We start from the raw sequence: 16,021 nt of genomic DNA, 5'->3' as shown, positions 1-16,021 counted from the left end.
TAGTGCTACTTTTTTTAAAAATACAATATTTATAAGAATAGCATAAATATGTTACTAAATCTTTTTCTCTAAAATAATTACTGATTTTTCAGCACTAATTATTTGATTAAAAAAATCTTTTAGTGCAAAATATTCATCTGTAGAGTAGATTTGTTTGTTGATACTCATTCTAACATATAATGTTATTTTGTTTTTTACTACTTTAGATCTTAAAACAAATAAACCTCCATTATTTGGTAGCGAAAAAGCTACTGATTCTGGAATTTTAGTAATTTTGTAATTATCTGGAATTGTTATGCTTAACGCAAAATTATTTTTTCTAGGATACCCAAAGTCAACTGGGTAGTTTCTCTCTTTTAATTTAAAAGGATTTCGTTTTAATCTATCAAAAAAGAATGGATTTATTCTTATTTTATTTGCCAACTCATTATCTAAAAACATCTTTATTTTAAAAAATTCTTGTAAAGGTTTTTCAAGTTCATCTTTAAAATTAACTTTATAATCTTCAACTTCTACATCAGAATTGTCGCCTTCAAATGCTTCTAAATAACTGTCTTCAGTTAGTAAGTTTATTTTTTCTCTTTTTTTTGATGCTTCATAGCCAAGACTTCTAATTTTTAATTCGCCATCTAAAAAACCATCTTCATTTAAATTTAAAATAGCAGTTATATTTTTTAAAGAACTCATTTTAGGTTTTAATTCAACCCAATTACTTTCGCCAGAATAATCTATAAGTCTGGCCTTACCATTTAAACATCTTTCTGGAATTTGACCAAAAGGTAAATACTTATTTGTTGCATCTAAATAATAGTCGACACCATTGATTACTGTTTTTACAATTACATAATTAAAATCGAAAATAACAGGAAATAATGTTGTTGGTATACCATTATTTCTAGTTGATAATATAATTAAATTTGCATTAATTTTAGCAACTTTTAAACTATTGTATAACGATAAATTTATTTCACCAGCACTTCCAGATTTATCATTAAAAGCTTGTTTTATTTTTTCATCTTGATCATTCCAATATTCTTCGTTCCAAGTAAAACGATTTTGAATAAAAGTATAAATACTTTTAGCTTTTTCTAAATCGTCTTTTATGTTCAAAATTTCTTCGGGAATATTTTTCTTAAAAAAACTTTTTTTTGATGTTTGATTATTTAAGAAAATCTTTTTCAACTTTTTATCAGCTTCTTTCCATGTTGTTGTATAATTTTCTATAACACCTCTAGAACTTGTATATGTTTCTAAATCAAATGATAAACGTGATAAATAATTTTTTTTACTTAACATATAATCCTCTTCCTCAAATGCAGGAATATCATCTATTCCATAAGAATATATGGCACAATCACCTTCACCTAAACCTTGTATGTAAATACATTTTTTCTTTACAGAAACATCATCTTTATCTAATTTTAGGTATCCAGTTATTCTAATTTTGTATTTATAATTACCAAGAATTGCGGCATCAAATTCGCTTTTTATTTTAGGAATATCAGACTGAAAAAGCCAGTCATCAATACCTAAATAAGGAGAAATTATACTATAAGAATATTCTATAACACTACCAACTTTTATGTTTGGTAAGGTAAAGTTTTTTGTGGTCCAATTTTCTGATGCATCCTTTGTATAAATTTTATCTTCTGATAGTGCTATTTTTTCTATTGTACCAATTTCTGTTAAATTATAAGTTCTAGCTTTTACATCTAAGAGTCTTTTCTTTTTAAATAGGTGTATAGAAATATTTGCTAAATCAAAGGCAGTTTTATCTAAAATTTTTATTCTAAAATAAAAGTCAGTTCTTGTGTTATAATCATTATTTACATCAATATAAATATTTGCATGTTCGTATAAAACTACTGCGGTTGCTGTAGAATCCTTGTCGTAAATAGTCATTTTTAATTCATCTAATGTGGTTTGTCCCATTTTAGATGATTTACTATTTTGCGAAAAACTGATTGTATAAAGGAGTAGTATAAGGGGAAAAATTATTTTTTTTATCATTTAAAATCGAACTATTTTTTGAACGGAATTTTTATTTAAGTAATTTTTTATAATAGTTTTAGAAATTTCTTTATTCTCAATTTTAGTTAATACAGATTCTAAAATGCTTAAGTCATTTTCTTGAATTGCTAAATTTGTATATCCATAACCATAAACAATATTGTTTTCAATTAATATAATTGCGTTTTCTTCAACTTCTCTACCTTTATCAATAATAACAAAATTATCATTATTAAAATTATTCAAAGTCATTTTAAATTTCTTTTTAAAATTGAATTTTGGAGCTAATTTTTCTAGCTCTATATAATATTTAAGGCGCGTAAAAAGTTCATTACCAGTTTTATCAAAAGAAACAGAAGTTGCTCTTTCTTGTATTTTTACGGCTCTTCGAGTAATTTTTAAAAACAATTTATTAATTTCTGCTTTTATATTTTTTCCTTTGCCAATATAAATAACTTTTCCTTTAGAATCATGGATGTAAAAAACGCCTACAACATTTGGAATTGTATCTATTAGAGTTTGTAATCTTTCTTTTTCTAGCCTTCTGTCAAAGTATTTTATAGATTCTTGAATAATTGTTTTTTCTGTATCTTTTTCTAGTAGAAGTTTAAAAAGTTGCACAGTTGCCAAAGCATCTCCAGAAGCTCTATGTCTTTCTGTCATTGGTATTCCTAGAGATCTTGTTAGTTTTCCTAAACTATAAGATGGTTGATCTAAAATAAGTTGCTGACTTAATTCTACAGTGCACAATGTATTTCTTTTAAAATCAAAACCTAATCTTTCATATTCAGTTTTTAAAATTCTATAATCAAAAGAAGTATTATGAGCAACAAGTATACAACCTTCTGTAATTTCTATAATTCTCTTGGCAACTTCGTAAAATTTAGGTGCATTTACCAACATTTTGTTGTTAATACCTGTAAGTTTTACAACAAATGCTTGAATTTCTTTTTCAGGGTTTACTAACGATATAAATTGGTCTACAATTGTATGACCATCAAATTTATAGATGGCAATTTCAGTAACGCCTTCTTCATTAAATTTTCCTCCAGTAGTTTCGATGTCTAAAATAGCGTACAATTTCTTTTTCTTTTTTTGATAAATTTACTGATTATAATTTCTATTACCAAATATAGAGCTACCAACTCTAATCATATTACTACCATTTTTAATTGCAAGTTGATAATCGCCACTCATTCCCATTGATAAAACCTTAAGGAATTTATTTTTAGCTTTTAGTTTATCAAAAAAGTTTTTAAGAGATAAAAATTCTTCGGATACTTGCACTTCATCTTCAGTAAAAGTTGCCATTCCCATAAAACCAACCACATTAATATTTTGTAATTCAGCTATTTTTTCTGTTGATAAAACGGTTTCTATTTCATCAAAAGAAAAACCAAATTTAGTATCTTCTTTGGCTATTTTAGCTTGTAGCAAACAATTAATAACTCTGTTATGTTTTTTTGCTTGCTTGTTAATTTCTACTAATGTTTTAAATTTATCAACTCCGTGAATTAAATCTACAAAATGAGCCATATATTTTACCTTATTACTTTGTAAATGACCAATCATGTGCCATTTTATGTCTTTTGGTAAAGCATCATATTTATCAACCATTTCCTGAATTTTATTCTCACCAAAAATTCGCTGACCAGCATTATAAGCTTCTTGTAAATCTTCTATAGGTTTGGTTTTAGAAACTGCAACTAAGGTTACATTTTCTGGAATTGATTCTTTTATTTTAATTAAGTTTTCTTTTATCATTTAATAAGTTTTAAAGGTGATAAAATTCTAATAGTTCTCGATACAAAAAATTTAATCAAAATTATATCGAGAACTTTTAATTATTTAATTTTCTAACAACTCTATTATTTGTTTAGCTAATTCTAAACCAATTCTTTCTTGTGCTTCTTTAGTAGCTGCACCAATATGCGGAGTTAAAGAAATTTCTGGATTCATTAATAATTGAACTGCAGGATTAGGTTCTGTTTCAAAAACATCTAATGCAGCATATTGTACTTTTCCGTTTTCTATTGCAGAAACTAAATCAACTTCATGTAAAATTCCACCTCTTGCAGTATTTATAATTCCTACGCCATCTTTCATTTTTTTAATTTCTGATGCCGATATAATATAATCTTCTTGTGCAGGAGTATGTAAAGTAATAAAATCTGATTCTTTTAAAACGTCTTCTTTATCAACAGTATCAATTGTAAAAGTAGTTTTTTGTCCGTTAAAAAACTCTAAAATTATTGGTGCGCTTAAAATTTCATCATCCGTAGCTAAAACGTTCATACCAATACCAATTGCAATTTTAGCAACTTCTTGGCCAATTTTACCAAAACCAATAATTCCTAATGTTTTTCCTCTTAATTCAGTTCCTTGAGAATACGCTTTTTTTAATTCTTTAAAACGAGAATCTCCTTCTAAAGGCATTTCTCTGTTTGATGAATGTAAAAAACGAACCATACCAAATAAATGAGAAAATACTAATTCTGCAACAGAACTAGAAGAAGCAGCTGGTGTATTTATAACAAATAAACCATTATCTTCTGCATATTCAACATCAATATTATCTAAGCCAACTCCGCCACGACCAATCAATTTTAAACTTGGGCAAGCTTCAATTAATTCTTGCCTAACTTGTGTTGCACTTCTTACTAAAATTGCATCAATATTATGTTCGTTAATGTAATTTTCTAATTGATTTTGAGCAACTTTTACTGTTAATACTTCAAATCCTCCTTTTTCTAAAGCATCTTTTCCGCTTTTAGAAATTCCATCGTTTGCTAATATTTTCATTTATATCTTTCAGTCTGTCATTTCAAATAATATAGCACAATCATATTAAAATGTTCTATTTTATTATTAATAACGATTTGTATTTTATTTTTGAGTTCTTTCTAATTCTTGCATTACATCAACTAAAGCTTGTACACTATATAAAGGCAAAGCATTGTACATGCTTGCTCTATAACCGCCAACACTTCTGTGACCATTTATACCGCTAATTCCTGCATCAGTCCACATTTTATCAAAAGTTTCTTTTAAATTTTCATCTGTTAAAACAAAAGTAGCATTCATATTACTTCTATCTTCTTTTTCTACAACTCCTTTAAAAAGTGGATTTCTGTCAATTTCGTTGTATAAAAGTGCCGCTTTTTTGTTGTTTACTTCTTCTATAAAAGGAATTCCGCCTAAATCTTTTAGCCATTGTAAAGTTAACATAGAAACATACACCGCAAAAACAGAAGGTGTATTAAACATGCTATCACTATTAATATGAATTTGATAATCTAACATAGAAGGAATGTGTCTTTCAACTTTTCCTAAAATTTCTTCTTTAATAATTACCAAAGTAGTACCTGCAGGACCCATGTTTTTTTGAGCTCCAGCATAAATTAAATCAAATTTTTCGAAATCTAATTGACGAGAAAAAATATCTGAACTCATATCACAAACCAAAGAAACATTTGTTTCTGGAAATGCTTTTATTTGTGTTCCTGCAACAGTATTATTACTTGTACAATGAAAATAATCTGCATCTTCAGGAATAGAATATCCTTTAGGAATGTATGAGAAATTTTTGTCTTTAGACGAAGCTACTTCTACAGTTTCTCCAAAAGCTTTAGCTTCTTTTTGTGCTTTATTTGCCCAAGTTCCTGTGTTTAAATACGCAGCTTTTTTATTTAATAAATTGTACGCAACCATTAAAAATTCTAAACTTGCACCACCTTGCAAAAACAAGGCTTTATAACCTTTATTCTCTAAACCTAACAACTCTAAAGATAAAGATCGAGCTTTTTCCATTACATCAACAAAAGATTTACTTCTGTGAGAAATTTCTATTAAAGATAAATTATCATCATTAAAATTAATAATTGCTTCTGATGCTTTTTTAAGTACTTCTTCAGGTAAAATGCAAGGACCTGCACTAAAATTATGTTTTTTCATTTTTTGTATTCTCTTTATTTGAGTTGCAAAGTTGTAGAGTTTATTATTTTGTAACTCTGCAAATTTTAGAACTTTGTTATTTTATTATATTGTTGATAAAAAATCTAATGTATTCACGCCGTCTGCAAAATCTGTTAGATTCGGATGTTGAGTTTGCCCAAATTCAACTTCATTTTCTATAAAATCTTTAGCAACAATACATTGAATTTTTTCTCTGTCTTCGTATAATTTTATTTTTAAATCTATTTCATTATCATAATATTCATAAAAAACAGTTGCAATAGGCGAGGAGTAACTTTCGTCTTCCTTAATCATTAAAAAACCATTTTCTAGTAAATCGAATAAACTCATTAAATAAACAGCTTTGTTATAGTCGTAATTATTGGCATATTTAGCATTATTAATAATGTCTTTTTTTGCGTACATTCCTGTAAAAAAAGCATCAAAATCAAATCCTTTAGGAACAAATAATTTAGAAACATTTCTACAACCTAAACCAAAATATTGAAAAATATCATCAGATAGTTTTACAAAATCTTCTTCAGTTTCTTTTCCTGTAATAACTGCCACAGAATTTCTGCTTTTTCTAATAATACTTGGTTTATTTTTAAAATAATACTCGAAATAACGAGCTGTATTATTGCTTCCAGTAGCGATAACTGCGTCGAAATCTGATAGCTTTTCTTCTGTAAAAGTGATTTTTCCTTTAAAATCAGCTTCAACATACTCTAAATATTTTGCTAAAAAAGGCAATAAGTGTTTATCGCTAGATGATTGTTTTACAACCACAGAATGACCAGAAATTAATACTGATAAAAAATCATGAAAACCTACTAAAGGGATGTTTCCAGCCATAATAATAGCTACCTTTTTAGGTGATTTTATATCTAGATTAATGCTGTTTGTAAATGTCGTTAAATTGCTATTTGTTAGTGATTTGCTCCAGCTGTTTAGCGTAAATAAAACATTATCTTTTGTAAACCAAGAATTATTTTCTTGCGCTATTTTTATTTGATGTAAAAAGCCATCAAAAAAGATTTCATTATGTTCAATATCATCTCTTTTTATTATATTATCTGTAGAAAACTGACTTAAAAAGTCCCCTAATTTTGCGAATGCAGTAATTCTATTTTGAATAGTAATCATTTATTTTGGTTGTCTATGATTTTGGCTTTATTTTTGCATTTGCAAAGGTACAAAAACAGAAAAGAAAATTATGGCAATTATTATAACAGATGAATGTATAAATTGTGGGGCATGCGAACCAGAATGCCCAAATACAGCAATTTATGAAGGAGCAGATGATTGGAAATATTCTGATGGAACAAGTTTAAAAGGTAATGTGGTTTTACCAAATGGAAAATCTGCAAATGCAGATGAAGATCAAGAACCAGTTTCTGATGAGATTTATTACATTGTTCCAGATAAATGTACAGAATGTAAAGGTTTTCATGATGAGCCTCAGTGCGCAGCAGTTTGCCCAGTAGATTGTTGTATACCAGATGATGAACATGTAGAAACAGACGAAGTACTGTTAGAAAAACAAAGTTTTATGCATGGTGAATAAAAAGTATTTCTTATCATAAATAAAAATCCCCAAATTTTACATTTGGGGATTTTTTTGTTTATTTATATTGCTCTAAATATTGTTTAATTAGAAACCTGTTTTTCCAATCGGTAGTATTATATTCTTCTTTAGTCATAAAAGGAGTTCTTTTTTTATAAGCTGCTTTTAATTCCTCTTTTGTTTTCTTTTTTAGATTATCAGATTCATAATCAGTAATATTATTAACTAAGGTTTCCCTTTCTTCATTTACATTTATTTCTATTTTAATATTAAATTTCACTTTATTTTTATCAGAAGAGTTTTCTATAAATTTTATAGGTCTATCTATATAAGCGTAATTAGTATTATTTTCTTTTAGGTAAGAAATATACACTTTATTGTTTTCATTTTTTTCATAAAAAAGTGTAACATTATGTTCGTTCTCAGAGAATTTAATGCCAAATAGAAATTTTAAGTTTAAATGTTCGCCACGTTTACCATTAGCGTATGCATATTCAATTTTTTTGATGAAAAAGTTAGAAGAATCTATATAAATTTTACCAGCATATTTAGACTTAGATTTTTTTGGTTTAAATGATATTACATAATATTTATTAACTCCTAATAGTTCATTTTCTTCTAGTTTATGTTTGTAATATTTTTGATCTAAAAAATTATTTTCTGATGAAACGTTGAAAAATAAACCTTTACGTTTTATATTACTTAAAGGATAAGTTTGGTTATAATCGCTAAAAGTGTTGTCTTTTGCTAAAGAATCTGCAATTTTAGTAGTTTCTGCTAACGATAAAGAATCTTCTACTTTAAAAAGACCCGATTTTACTTTGTATGTAAATTTAGTACTTAGATGTTTTAAAACTACATTTTGTAATTTTTCGGCAATATTTTTTATAGAAATACCATTGCCTATATTTATTTTTTGAAAGCCTTGTACTTCTTTTACCTGATAAGAATCTACATCTTTTTTAATTTTTTCTGAATAGAATTTATTACTTAAAATAGTACTCTTAAATTCTGTGCCAAACGTGGGTTTTCTTTTTTTAAGATTATCAGCAAACTTAATTAAATCTTTTTCGGCTAATTTTCGTTTTTTTCTATTTAAAATTGAACTAGAATTTAATTCGAATTCAAGTTTTTTAAAATCTAATTTCTGATTTTCTATAGCATAAACATCCTGTTTTACTGGCGATGAAAGATAATTTTCTTTCATGTTTCTTGTTGTTTTTATCAATAAACTATCTAAAGATATTTTAGCAATATTTAATTGAAACTCTTTTAGCTGATTTATATTCTCTATTAATTTTACAATATAATTTCTTTTTATTAATTCATTTTTTGAAATTGTTTTTGATTGAAAACCTAAACAAGAAAAAGTAATTGTAGTTACATTATTTAAATTTAAGGAGTAATTTCCATATTCATCAGAATTTGTACCCGATTTTAAATTGGTTATAATTGCCGCTTTTTCAATAGGTTCTAGCGAATTTATATTATAAATTTTACCAGAAATTGTTTGGGAATTCATCTCTAAAATGTGAATGAATAGTACTGTAAAGTAAAGTAGTTTTTTAGGCATATTTGGTTGTTTTTTTCGAAATGTATAACAATTTGAGAATCCTAAATAAAAGCAGTATTAAATTTAACAAAGTATTATATTTGCATTCTTAAAAATTTAAGAACTCTTAACTTAATTTATGTTAAAAGTTACTTTTTTATATAATATTTAAATTATGAAAGCCGGAATTGTAGGATTACCAAACGTAGGAAAATCAACTTTATTTAATTGTTTATCAAACGCAAAAGCACAAAGTGCAAACTTTCCTTTTTGTACAATTGAACCTAATTTAGGTGTTGTAAATGTACCAGACGAGCGTATAAAAAAGTTAGAAGAATTGGTAAAACCAGAAAGAGTGCAAACTGCAACTGTAGAAATTGTAGATATTGCAGGTCTTGTAAAAGGAGCTAGTAAAGGTGAGGGTTTAGGAAATCAGTTTTTGGCAAATATTCGTGAAACAGATGCTATTTTACATGTTTTACGTTGTTTTGATAACGATAATATTATTCATGTTGATAGTTCTATTGATCCTATTAGAGACAAAGAAACAATTGATATTGAGTTACAATTAAAAGACTTAGAAACTGTTCAAAAAAGATTAGAAAGAGTTAAAAGAACGGCAAAAACGGGTAATAAAGAAGCACAGATAGAATTAGTAATCTTGTTAAAAGTAGAAGAAACTTTGTTACAAGGAATTTCTGTAAGAGCAATTGAGTTTTCTGAAAAAGAAATGGAATTAGTTAAATCATTACAATTTATTACTGCTAAACCAGTACTATATGTTTGTAATGTTGATGAAGCTTCTGCCGTTTCTGGAAATAGTTATGTAGATAAAGTAAAGGAAGCTGTAAAAGATGAAAATGCAGAAGTAATTGTGTTAGCTGTTGGTACAGAGGCAGATATTACAGAATTAGATGACTACGAAGAAAGACAAATGTTTTTGGCAGATATGGGTTTGGAAGAAGCTGGAGTTGCAAGATTGGTACGCTCTGCTTATAAATTATTAAACCTACAAACATATTTTACTGCCGGAGTTAAAGAAGTTAGAGCTTGGACAATTCCTATTGGTTCAACTGCGCCACAAGCTGCAGGAGTAATTCATACAGATTTTGAAAAAGGTTTTATTAGAGCAGAAACAATTGCTTATGAAGATTTTGTTGCTTTTGGTTCTGAGGCAAAAGCTAAAGAAGCTGGTAAAATGAGAGTAGAAGGTAAAGAGTATATTGTTAAAGATGGTGATATAATGCACTTTAGGTTTAACGTGTAGTTAAAATAAAAATGATAAATTAGTTTCTTTATTTTTTATTTTTCATAAAATAAATTATGGCATGTTCATTGTAATTACAACATAAAACCTTACGTATTATGAAGAAAATTTTACTTTTTACAGCATTTTCTTTTTTATTGATTGCTTGCAGTAGTATTAAAAATACACAAGAAGCTATTAATAATGGTAATTATGATTTTGCGATAAATACTGCTCTCGAAAATTTAAAAAAGAATAAAGCAAAAAAAGGAAATCAACCTTACGTTTTTATGATTCAAGAAGCTTTTGCAAAAGCAACTGCTAAAGATTTAGATAGAATTTCTTTTTTAAAAAAGGATCAAAATCCAGAAAACATAGAAACTATTTATGGTATTTATAACAACTTAAAGAATAGACAAGAAGCAATAAAACCCTTGTTGCCATTGCGAATTTTAGAGAATGGAAATGAAGCCGAATTTAATTTCCATAATTATGATGATGAAATTATCGCTAATAAAAATCAATTATCAGACTATTTATATTTAAAAGCAAGAAAACTTTTTGATGCAAATAATAAATTTGATTATAGAACCGCTTTTGATGATTTAGAATATATAGAAAAGATAAATCCTAATTTTAAAGATGTTCGTAATTTAATAAATATTGCGCATGAAAGAGGTTTAGATTATGTAATTGTTTCTATGAAAAATGAAACTCAGAAAGTTATTACTAAAAGATTAGAAGAAGATTTATTAAATTTTGATACTTATGGTTTAAACGATTTATGGACGGTTTATCATGGTTATAAAAATCCAAAAATTAAATACGATTTTGGTTTAGAATTAAATCTTAGAGATATCCAAATTTCTCCAGAACAAGTGAGAGAAAAGCAAATAATTAAACAAAAAGAAGTTAAAGATGGCTTTAAATATCTTTTAGATAAAGATGGAAATCAGGTTTTAGATCAAGAAGGTAATAAAATTAAAGTTGATAAAATGATAAAAGTTCGTTGTGAATTGTATCAATTTACACAATTTAAATCATCAAAAGTAATAGGTCAAGTTAAGTATGTAGATTTAAATACAAGGCAAATTATAGAAACGTATCCTATAGAAAGTAGCTTTTCTTTTCAGCATATTTATGCAAAATTTAAAGGTGATAAAAGAGCTTTAGAGGATTCTTTTTTAGATCAAATTGCATTAAAAGTTGTACTATTTCCAACAAACGAACAAATGATTTATGATTCAGGTCAAGATTTAAAAGAAAGATTAAAATCAATTATTACTCGAAATAATTTTAGAAATTAAAATATAAAAATCCTGATAATAAATTATCGGGATTTTTATATTTTTTGAATTTTAAATAAGTAAATTAAAGTCGAATACTATTTTTGTCGCTAAATTTTAGTCCTTATTTTTATTGTTTTTGTAAATTATATATGTAATTATTATACTTAAATTAACGCAATTCTACTATAAATCACTTAAATTTAAGAGTTATCAATTTTGATAACAAAAATTGATTTAATAAAGTCTTCTTATGTGGTTACGTGTTAGTTGTAAATTGGCTTTTAATATAGAATTGTCAACTCCTTTTGTATTAATGTTGCGTCCTAGAAGTGGCGAAGAACAATGGATTGAACGTGATGAATTTAAAATAGCACCAAATGTACCTATTACAGAATTTACAGATCATTATGGTAATTTGTGTCAGCGTTTAGTAGCGCCTAAAGGTAATTTTTCTATTCATACTACATCAGATGTAAAAACTTCTGAATTTGTTGATGTAGATTTTGATGCGCCTTTTGTAGAAATAAAAAACTTACCAAACGATATACTATGTTATTTATTGCCAAGTAGATATTGTGAATCTGACCGTTTTAATGAGTTGGCAAATGCTATTACTGCAAATGTAAATCCTGGTTATAGTCAAGTATTTGCTATAGAAGAATGGTTACGTACAAATATTAGTTACATTCCTGGAAGTAGCGAATATCCTATTTCTGCTATTGAAGTTAATTATAAACTTTCTGGTGTTTGTAGAGATTTAGCGCATTTAGGCATCGCATTATGTAGAAGTTTAAGTATTCCAGCTCGTATGGTAGTTGGTTATTTGCATAATTTATATCCTATGGATATGCATGCTTGGTTTGAAGCTTTTGTTGGTGGTCGATGGTACACTTTTGATGCAACACAAACAGGTATAAAAGGAGGTTATGTGTCTGTAGGTTATGGACTTGACGCAGCAGATGTTGCAATTTTTAACCAATTTGGACCTGTTGCGCATTCTTTACAACAAAGTGTTTCTGTAATTCAAATTAAAAATTAAGCACTTTTTCCTAAGTATTTCTATTGTTGCTATCTTCTTTTTTTCCTTTTTTAATAAGTGAAAATGTCTCTTTTTCTTCTTCTGTGGTAATGGTTTTAACCTGTTTTTCTTGGTTGAAATTAGATGTATTAATACAGAAAATACAACAAATAGGAAAATGATCAGAACCAATATATTCTAAAACCTTTAACTCTTTAAGAAAAATAGTTGAGCTGTGAAAAACCAAATCTAAAGGTGCTCTAAAAAGCCAATATTTAGCATGATAAGTAGCTAAAATACCACGACCAGTTCGTCCGTCAATTAACTCACTATTTTTTTGAAATAATTTAGAAATTCTAGACCAAGCAACTGTATTAAAATCACCAATAACAAGTGTTGGTTTCTTAATTTCTTTAACGCGTTTTGCAATGCACATTAAATCTCCATCACGTTCTTTAGAAGTATTTTCTTCTGTAGGACTTGGAGGAGGAGGATGCACACAGAAAACAACAAATTCTTCTCCACTTTCAGTTTTAAAAAGAGCTTCTATACTTGGTAAATCGTCTGCAACAAAATAATGTGTAGTAATTTTAAGAATTGGAATTTTAGCATATAAATGCATTCCGTATGTGTTTTCTAGAGTAATTTTTTCGTTGTAAGGATAATTGTTTTCTAAATCTCGCAATTCAAATTCCCAGTCTTTATTACTTTCTATCGTAACAAAAATATCAGGTTTTTCTTTTCTGATAAGATTTTTAAATCTTTCAAATTCTTTATTAAATTGATAAATATTAGCAGATATTACTTTAATTTCTTTTAAAGTTTTTACCAGTTTATGTTGTTTTGGTTTAAGTTTTATAAAATTAGCTAAAAGATAAGCATGATAAATAATTAAAATAACTAGAAAAACTATAACCAACCAAAACCAAGTATCTTTTTTAGCAAAAACGAAAAGTCCAATAATTGCTGTTATTTTTAGAGTAAATAACTGAATTTTTAGAAACTCGGGTACACGAAATATCCAATGTTGATTTTTGATAAATGGCAACAGGCTTAATATAATAAGTAATAAAGATAAAACTAGAAAAAATTGATCCACTAAAAATTTTTATACAAAGTTACCAAAAATAGAAAAGACTTGTTAAAGGTTCTTTAGTTTCTAATTATAAAAAAGTTAAATGGAATTTTAAGCATTTTTTTAAAACAAAAAAACCTCACAAAAGGTGAGGTTTTCAAATATATAAAATGAATATATTACTTTTTAATATAATTTTCTGGAATAGAAAAGTCTTTTCTAAAACCTTCTACAAAATGAATATTGGTAATTTTTGCGTTTCCTATTTTATCAGATAAACCAGACTCAATATTCCAGCCATAATAACCCCAATTTGTTGCAAACGGAATTTCTTCAATCATTTTATAATCCTCATATTTTATAGCATGAGGATCTTTTTCTGCAGCTTCTTTCGTTTTTCCTGCAGTAACAATATATGCTACATGTTCTAGAAGATGAGTATTTTTATTAGTATAAACAATATACCAATCATCTGGTGCATCACCAATATTAGCTTCAAAAGTTAGTTTTGCAACATCAAAATTATTGGTTGTTTCTTTTGTTTTAAAATCATAATTCCATTTTGTTCCTTTATCACTTAATTTATAAGGATATAAGAAAAAGTATCCCCAGGTATAAGCATGAAAACGAACTCCTTTATTGTCTTTTAAGCTAGGAGATACAAATATATTCTCTTTGTTTACATAGATTTCATCTCCATTTTTATAAGTTATTTTAGCAATATCAGAATTAGTAGAAATAGTAACGTTTGCGTTAAAAATTTCATTTCCTCCAAATTCTATAAAAGCATCAAACTGAATTGCTTCATGCTTTAAAAACTCAGCTTTTTTATGTGCAATTTCTATTTTTTCAGTAAAGTTAGTTATTAAAACTTTTTTTTCAGTTTCATTCGTAACAACTTCTTTTTTTACTTGTTTTTGACAACTTACAAATAATAGAATCCCTAGTAAGGTAATAGTAAATGTTTTTTTCATGGTTTATTTTGATTGATAGATAGTATAATCGTTCTAAAATATAAAACCTTACATTTTTATATAAGTTTTTTTTAAAAATTAAATAAAAAATAAATTTTATCACTATAATTCTAAATTTATAGCATAATAAAAGATATAATCTACAGTTTTATACAATTTTGTTATTTTACTTTAAATCAATGTTGTAGTGCTTATTTTTTTTGTTTACTTCCTTATTTCTTTATTTTATGAAAAACTATAATAAAAATCTTTAGATTATGAACGTAAGTTCATTACCTTTGTTTGTGATTATATTTTATAGAACTAAAATAATCGTATTAATTTTTGATAAATGCCACGTCCAAAAAAGAAAAGAAAAGTAGATCATCCTCCTAAAATGTTAGGTTTTAAACCATTTGGAATTAGGTTTTGTGATACAGAACATATTGTAATGCAATTTGAAGAATATGAAACGGTTAAGTTAGTTATTTATGATAAACTATCTCAAGATGCTGCCGCTGAAAAGATGGAGGTTTCAAGGCCAACATTAACTAGAATATATAACAGCGCCTTAAAAAAAATTGGTAAAGCATTTGTAGAAGGTAAATCGATACTTATTAAAGGTGGAGATTTCGAATTTGAAAAAGATTGGTACAAATGTAAAACATGTTTTAAATTAGTTGATGGTGTTAAAGATGACGCTATTTGTGGTGACTGTCCTTCGGATGAAAAAAACGAATTAGAAAATTTAAATGAATAAAAATGCCAAATTTTGATCATAAAGGTCCTGAAGGATTAGGTCCAAAAACTGGAATGCAATTAGGAAAATGCCGTAAAACTAAAACGGATAATAATGAAGATCCTATAAATAGACCATTTAAAAAAGGAAGAAGAAATAATAATAATAAAACAAAGATAACAACATCTAATTTTTTAAAATAATGAAAAAAATAGCAATTCCAATTACAAAAGACAATAAAATAGAAAACCATTTTGGACGTTGTAAATTCTATGAAATTTATTCGTTTTCTGATAAAAATGAAATTATAGATTTACAATTATTAGAATCTGATGGCAAATGTGGCTGTAAATCAAACATTATAAACACGCTTACCAATGAAGGTGTTACATTTATGCTATCTGGTAATATTGGCGATAGTGCAATGCATAAATTAAATAATGCAGGCATTGGCGTAATAAGAGGTTGCAAAGGTAATTCTGCAGATGTTATTTTAGAATTTGTAGAAGGCAAAATTACCGATAATGGTATTAGTTGTGTAAAACATCATCACAATCACACAAAAGGTCATGCTCACGCATGTAATCATTAATTTCTATAACAATAATGTATCAGTTT

Annotated in this window: 16 protein-coding genes; 7 read left to right on the top strand and 9 right to left on the bottom strand. The window is 26.8% G+C overall.

All coding sequences use genetic code 11. The features are described from left to right. Positions 1-54: 54 nt before the first annotated feature. The 6 genes from BLT70_RS08405 to BLT70_RS08380 all read right to left on the bottom strand — a co-directional run bounded on the left by BLT70_RS08405 (position 55) and on the right by BLT70_RS08380 (position 7,110). Positions 55-1,932, bottom strand: a complete 1,878-nt coding sequence (locus BLT70_RS08405; RefSeq protein WP_091893486.1) for a DUF3857 domain-containing protein — start codon at positions 1,930-1,932, stop codon at positions 55-57. A 78-nt stretch (positions 1,933-2,010) separates the two neighbouring features. Continuing rightward, positions 2,011-3,090, bottom strand: a complete 1,080-nt coding sequence (locus BLT70_RS08400; protein ID WP_091893484.1) for an exonuclease domain-containing protein — start codon at positions 3,088-3,090, stop codon at positions 2,011-2,013. 24 nt (positions 3,091-3,114) lie between these two features. Then, positions 3,115-3,774 carry a YggS family pyridoxal phosphate-dependent enzyme gene (locus BLT70_RS08395; protein ID WP_091893482.1) on the bottom strand — a complete coding sequence of 220 codons (660 nt, stop codon included), beginning with the start codon at positions 3,772-3,774 and terminating at the stop codon, positions 3,115-3,117. An 84-nt stretch (positions 3,775-3,858) separates the two neighbouring features. Continuing rightward, positions 3,859-4,812 carry a D-2-hydroxyacid dehydrogenase gene (locus BLT70_RS08390; protein WP_091893480.1) on the bottom strand — a complete coding sequence of 318 codons (954 nt, stop codon included), beginning with the start codon at positions 4,810-4,812 and terminating at the stop codon, positions 3,859-3,861. 84 nt (positions 4,813-4,896) lie between these two features. Further along, entirely contained in the window at positions 4,897-5,964 is a 1,068-nt protein-coding gene (serC, locus tag BLT70_RS08385; RefSeq protein WP_091893478.1) for a 3-phosphoserine/phosphohydroxythreonine transaminase, read from the bottom strand. Between the two features lie 84 nt (positions 5,965-6,048). Further along, positions 6,049-7,110, bottom strand: coding sequence for an acyl-CoA reductase (locus tag BLT70_RS08380; RefSeq protein ID WP_091893476.1), 1,062 nt, complete (start codon positions 7,108-7,110; stop codon positions 6,049-6,051). A gap of 70 nt (positions 7,111-7,180) precedes the next feature. On the opposite strand from BLT70_RS08380, the gene BLT70_RS08375 reads away from it, so the two are divergent. Further along, positions 7,181-7,531 carry a 4Fe-4S dicluster domain-containing protein gene (locus BLT70_RS08375; protein WP_091893475.1) on the top strand — a complete coding sequence of 117 codons (351 nt, stop codon included), beginning with the start codon at positions 7,181-7,183 and terminating at the stop codon, positions 7,529-7,531. A gap of 58 nt (positions 7,532-7,589) precedes the next feature. Here the strand turns inward: BLT70_RS08375 and BLT70_RS08370 are convergent, their stop codons facing one another. Further along, positions 7,590-9,053: a carboxypeptidase-like regulatory domain-containing protein gene (locus tag BLT70_RS08370; protein WP_091893473.1), complete on the bottom strand. Its 1,464-nt coding sequence runs from the start codon at positions 9,051-9,053 to the stop codon at positions 7,590-7,592. Between the two features lie 205 nt (positions 9,054-9,258). Between BLT70_RS08370 and ychF the strand changes: the two genes are divergently transcribed. The 3 genes from ychF to BLT70_RS08355 all read left to right on the top strand — a co-directional run bounded on the left by ychF (position 9,259) and on the right by BLT70_RS08355 (position 12,657). After that, a complete protein-coding gene (gene ychF / locus BLT70_RS08365) occupies positions 9,259-10,350 on the top strand; it encodes a redox-regulated ATPase YchF (protein ID WP_091893471.1) in 1,092 nt (363 codons plus the stop codon). Between the two features lie 98 nt (positions 10,351-10,448). Then, positions 10,449-11,636, top strand: coding sequence for a hypothetical protein (locus tag BLT70_RS08360; protein ID WP_091893469.1), 1,188 nt, complete (start codon positions 10,449-10,451; stop codon positions 11,634-11,636). A gap of 232 nt (positions 11,637-11,868) precedes the next feature. Beyond that, positions 11,869-12,657 (top strand): transglutaminase family protein, encoded by a 789-nt coding sequence (locus BLT70_RS08355; protein WP_091893468.1) that lies wholly within the window; start codon positions 11,869-11,871, stop codon positions 12,655-12,657. Positions 12,658-12,667: 10 nt separating this feature from the next. Here the strand turns inward: BLT70_RS08355 and BLT70_RS08350 are convergent, their stop codons facing one another. Together BLT70_RS08350 and BLT70_RS08345 are read right to left on the bottom strand one after the other, a co-directional pair. Further along, positions 12,668-13,735 carry an endonuclease/exonuclease/phosphatase family protein gene (locus BLT70_RS08350; RefSeq protein ID WP_091893466.1) on the bottom strand — a complete coding sequence of 356 codons (1,068 nt, stop codon included), beginning with the start codon at positions 13,733-13,735 and terminating at the stop codon, positions 12,668-12,670. Positions 13,736-13,890: 155 nt separating this feature from the next. Beyond that, the gene (locus tag BLT70_RS08345) at positions 13,891-14,685 is read right to left on the bottom strand and encodes a hypothetical protein (protein ID WP_091893464.1); all 795 of its coding nucleotides are present in this window, start codon (positions 14,683-14,685) and stop codon (positions 13,891-13,893) included. Positions 14,686-15,016: 331 nt separating this feature from the next. Here BLT70_RS08345 and BLT70_RS08340 point away from each other — a divergent pair, with 331 nt between their 5' ends. The 3 genes from BLT70_RS08340 to BLT70_RS08330 are packed head-to-tail and all read left to right on the top strand — an operon-like array spanning position 15,017 to position 15,995. Further along, a complete protein-coding gene (locus BLT70_RS08340) occupies positions 15,017-15,424 on the top strand; it encodes a DUF134 domain-containing protein (RefSeq protein WP_091893462.1) in 408 nt (135 codons plus the stop codon). 2 nt (positions 15,425-15,426) lie between these two features. Next, on the top strand, positions 15,427-15,606 hold the full coding sequence (locus BLT70_RS08335) for a DUF5320 domain-containing protein (RefSeq protein ID WP_091893460.1): 180 nt from the start codon (positions 15,427-15,429) through the stop codon (positions 15,604-15,606). Further along, positions 15,606-15,995, top strand: coding sequence for a NifB/NifX family molybdenum-iron cluster-binding protein (locus BLT70_RS08330; protein WP_091893458.1), 390 nt, complete (start codon positions 15,606-15,608; stop codon positions 15,993-15,995). The genes BLT70_RS08335 and BLT70_RS08330 overlap by 1 nt, the downstream gene beginning before the upstream one ends. The last annotated feature ends 26 nt before the right edge of the window (positions 15,996-16,021 follow it).

Source organism: Polaribacter sp. KT25b, assembly GCF_900105145.1.
GTDB lineage: Bacteria > Bacteroidota > Bacteroidia > Flavobacteriales > Flavobacteriaceae > Polaribacter.
This window is presented reverse-complemented; position numbering and strand designations above follow the sequence as displayed.

Bases quoted from the DNA above. Each gene is read 5' to 3' on its own strand.
- BLT70_RS08405 (WP_091893486.1), bottom strand. From the start codon at position 1,932: ATGGGACAAACCACATTAGATGAATTAAAAATGACTATTTACGACAAG.
- BLT70_RS08395 (WP_091893482.1), bottom strand. From the start codon at position 3,774: ATGATAAAAGAAAACTTAATTAAAATAAAAGAATCAATTCCAGAAAAT.
- BLT70_RS08390 (WP_091893480.1), bottom strand. From the start codon at position 4,812: ATGAAAATATTAGCAAACGATGGAATTTCTAAAAGCGGAAAAGATGCT.
- serC (WP_091893478.1), bottom strand. From the start codon at position 5,964: ATGAAAAAACATAATTTTAGTGCAGGTCCTTGCATTTTACCTGAAGAA.
- BLT70_RS08380 (WP_091893476.1), bottom strand. From the start codon at position 7,110: ATGATTACTATTCAAAATAGAATTACTGCATTCGCAAAATTAGGGGAC.
- BLT70_RS08375 (WP_091893475.1), top strand. From the start codon at position 7,181: ATGGCAATTATTATAACAGATGAATGTATAAATTGTGGGGCATGCGAA.
- BLT70_RS08370 (WP_091893473.1), bottom strand. From the start codon at position 9,053: ATGAATTCCCAAACAATTTCTGGTAAAATTTATAATATAAATTCGCTA.
- ychF (WP_091893471.1), top strand. From the start codon at position 9,259: ATGAAAGCCGGAATTGTAGGATTACCAAACGTAGGAAAATCAACTTTA.
- BLT70_RS08360 (WP_091893469.1), top strand. From the start codon at position 10,449: ATGAAGAAAATTTTACTTTTTACAGCATTTTCTTTTTTATTGATTGCT.
- BLT70_RS08355 (WP_091893468.1), top strand. From the start codon at position 11,869: ATGTGGTTACGTGTTAGTTGTAAATTGGCTTTTAATATAGAATTGTCA.
- BLT70_RS08345 (WP_091893464.1), bottom strand. From the start codon at position 14,685: ATGAAAAAAACATTTACTATTACCTTACTAGGGATTCTATTATTTGTA.
- BLT70_RS08340 (WP_091893462.1), top strand. From the start codon at position 15,017: ATGCCACGTCCAAAAAAGAAAAGAAAAGTAGATCATCCTCCTAAAATG.
- BLT70_RS08335 (WP_091893460.1), top strand. From the start codon at position 15,427: ATGCCAAATTTTGATCATAAAGGTCCTGAAGGATTAGGTCCAAAAACT.
- BLT70_RS08330 (WP_091893458.1), top strand. From the start codon at position 15,606: ATGAAAAAAATAGCAATTCCAATTACAAAAGACAATAAAATAGAAAAC.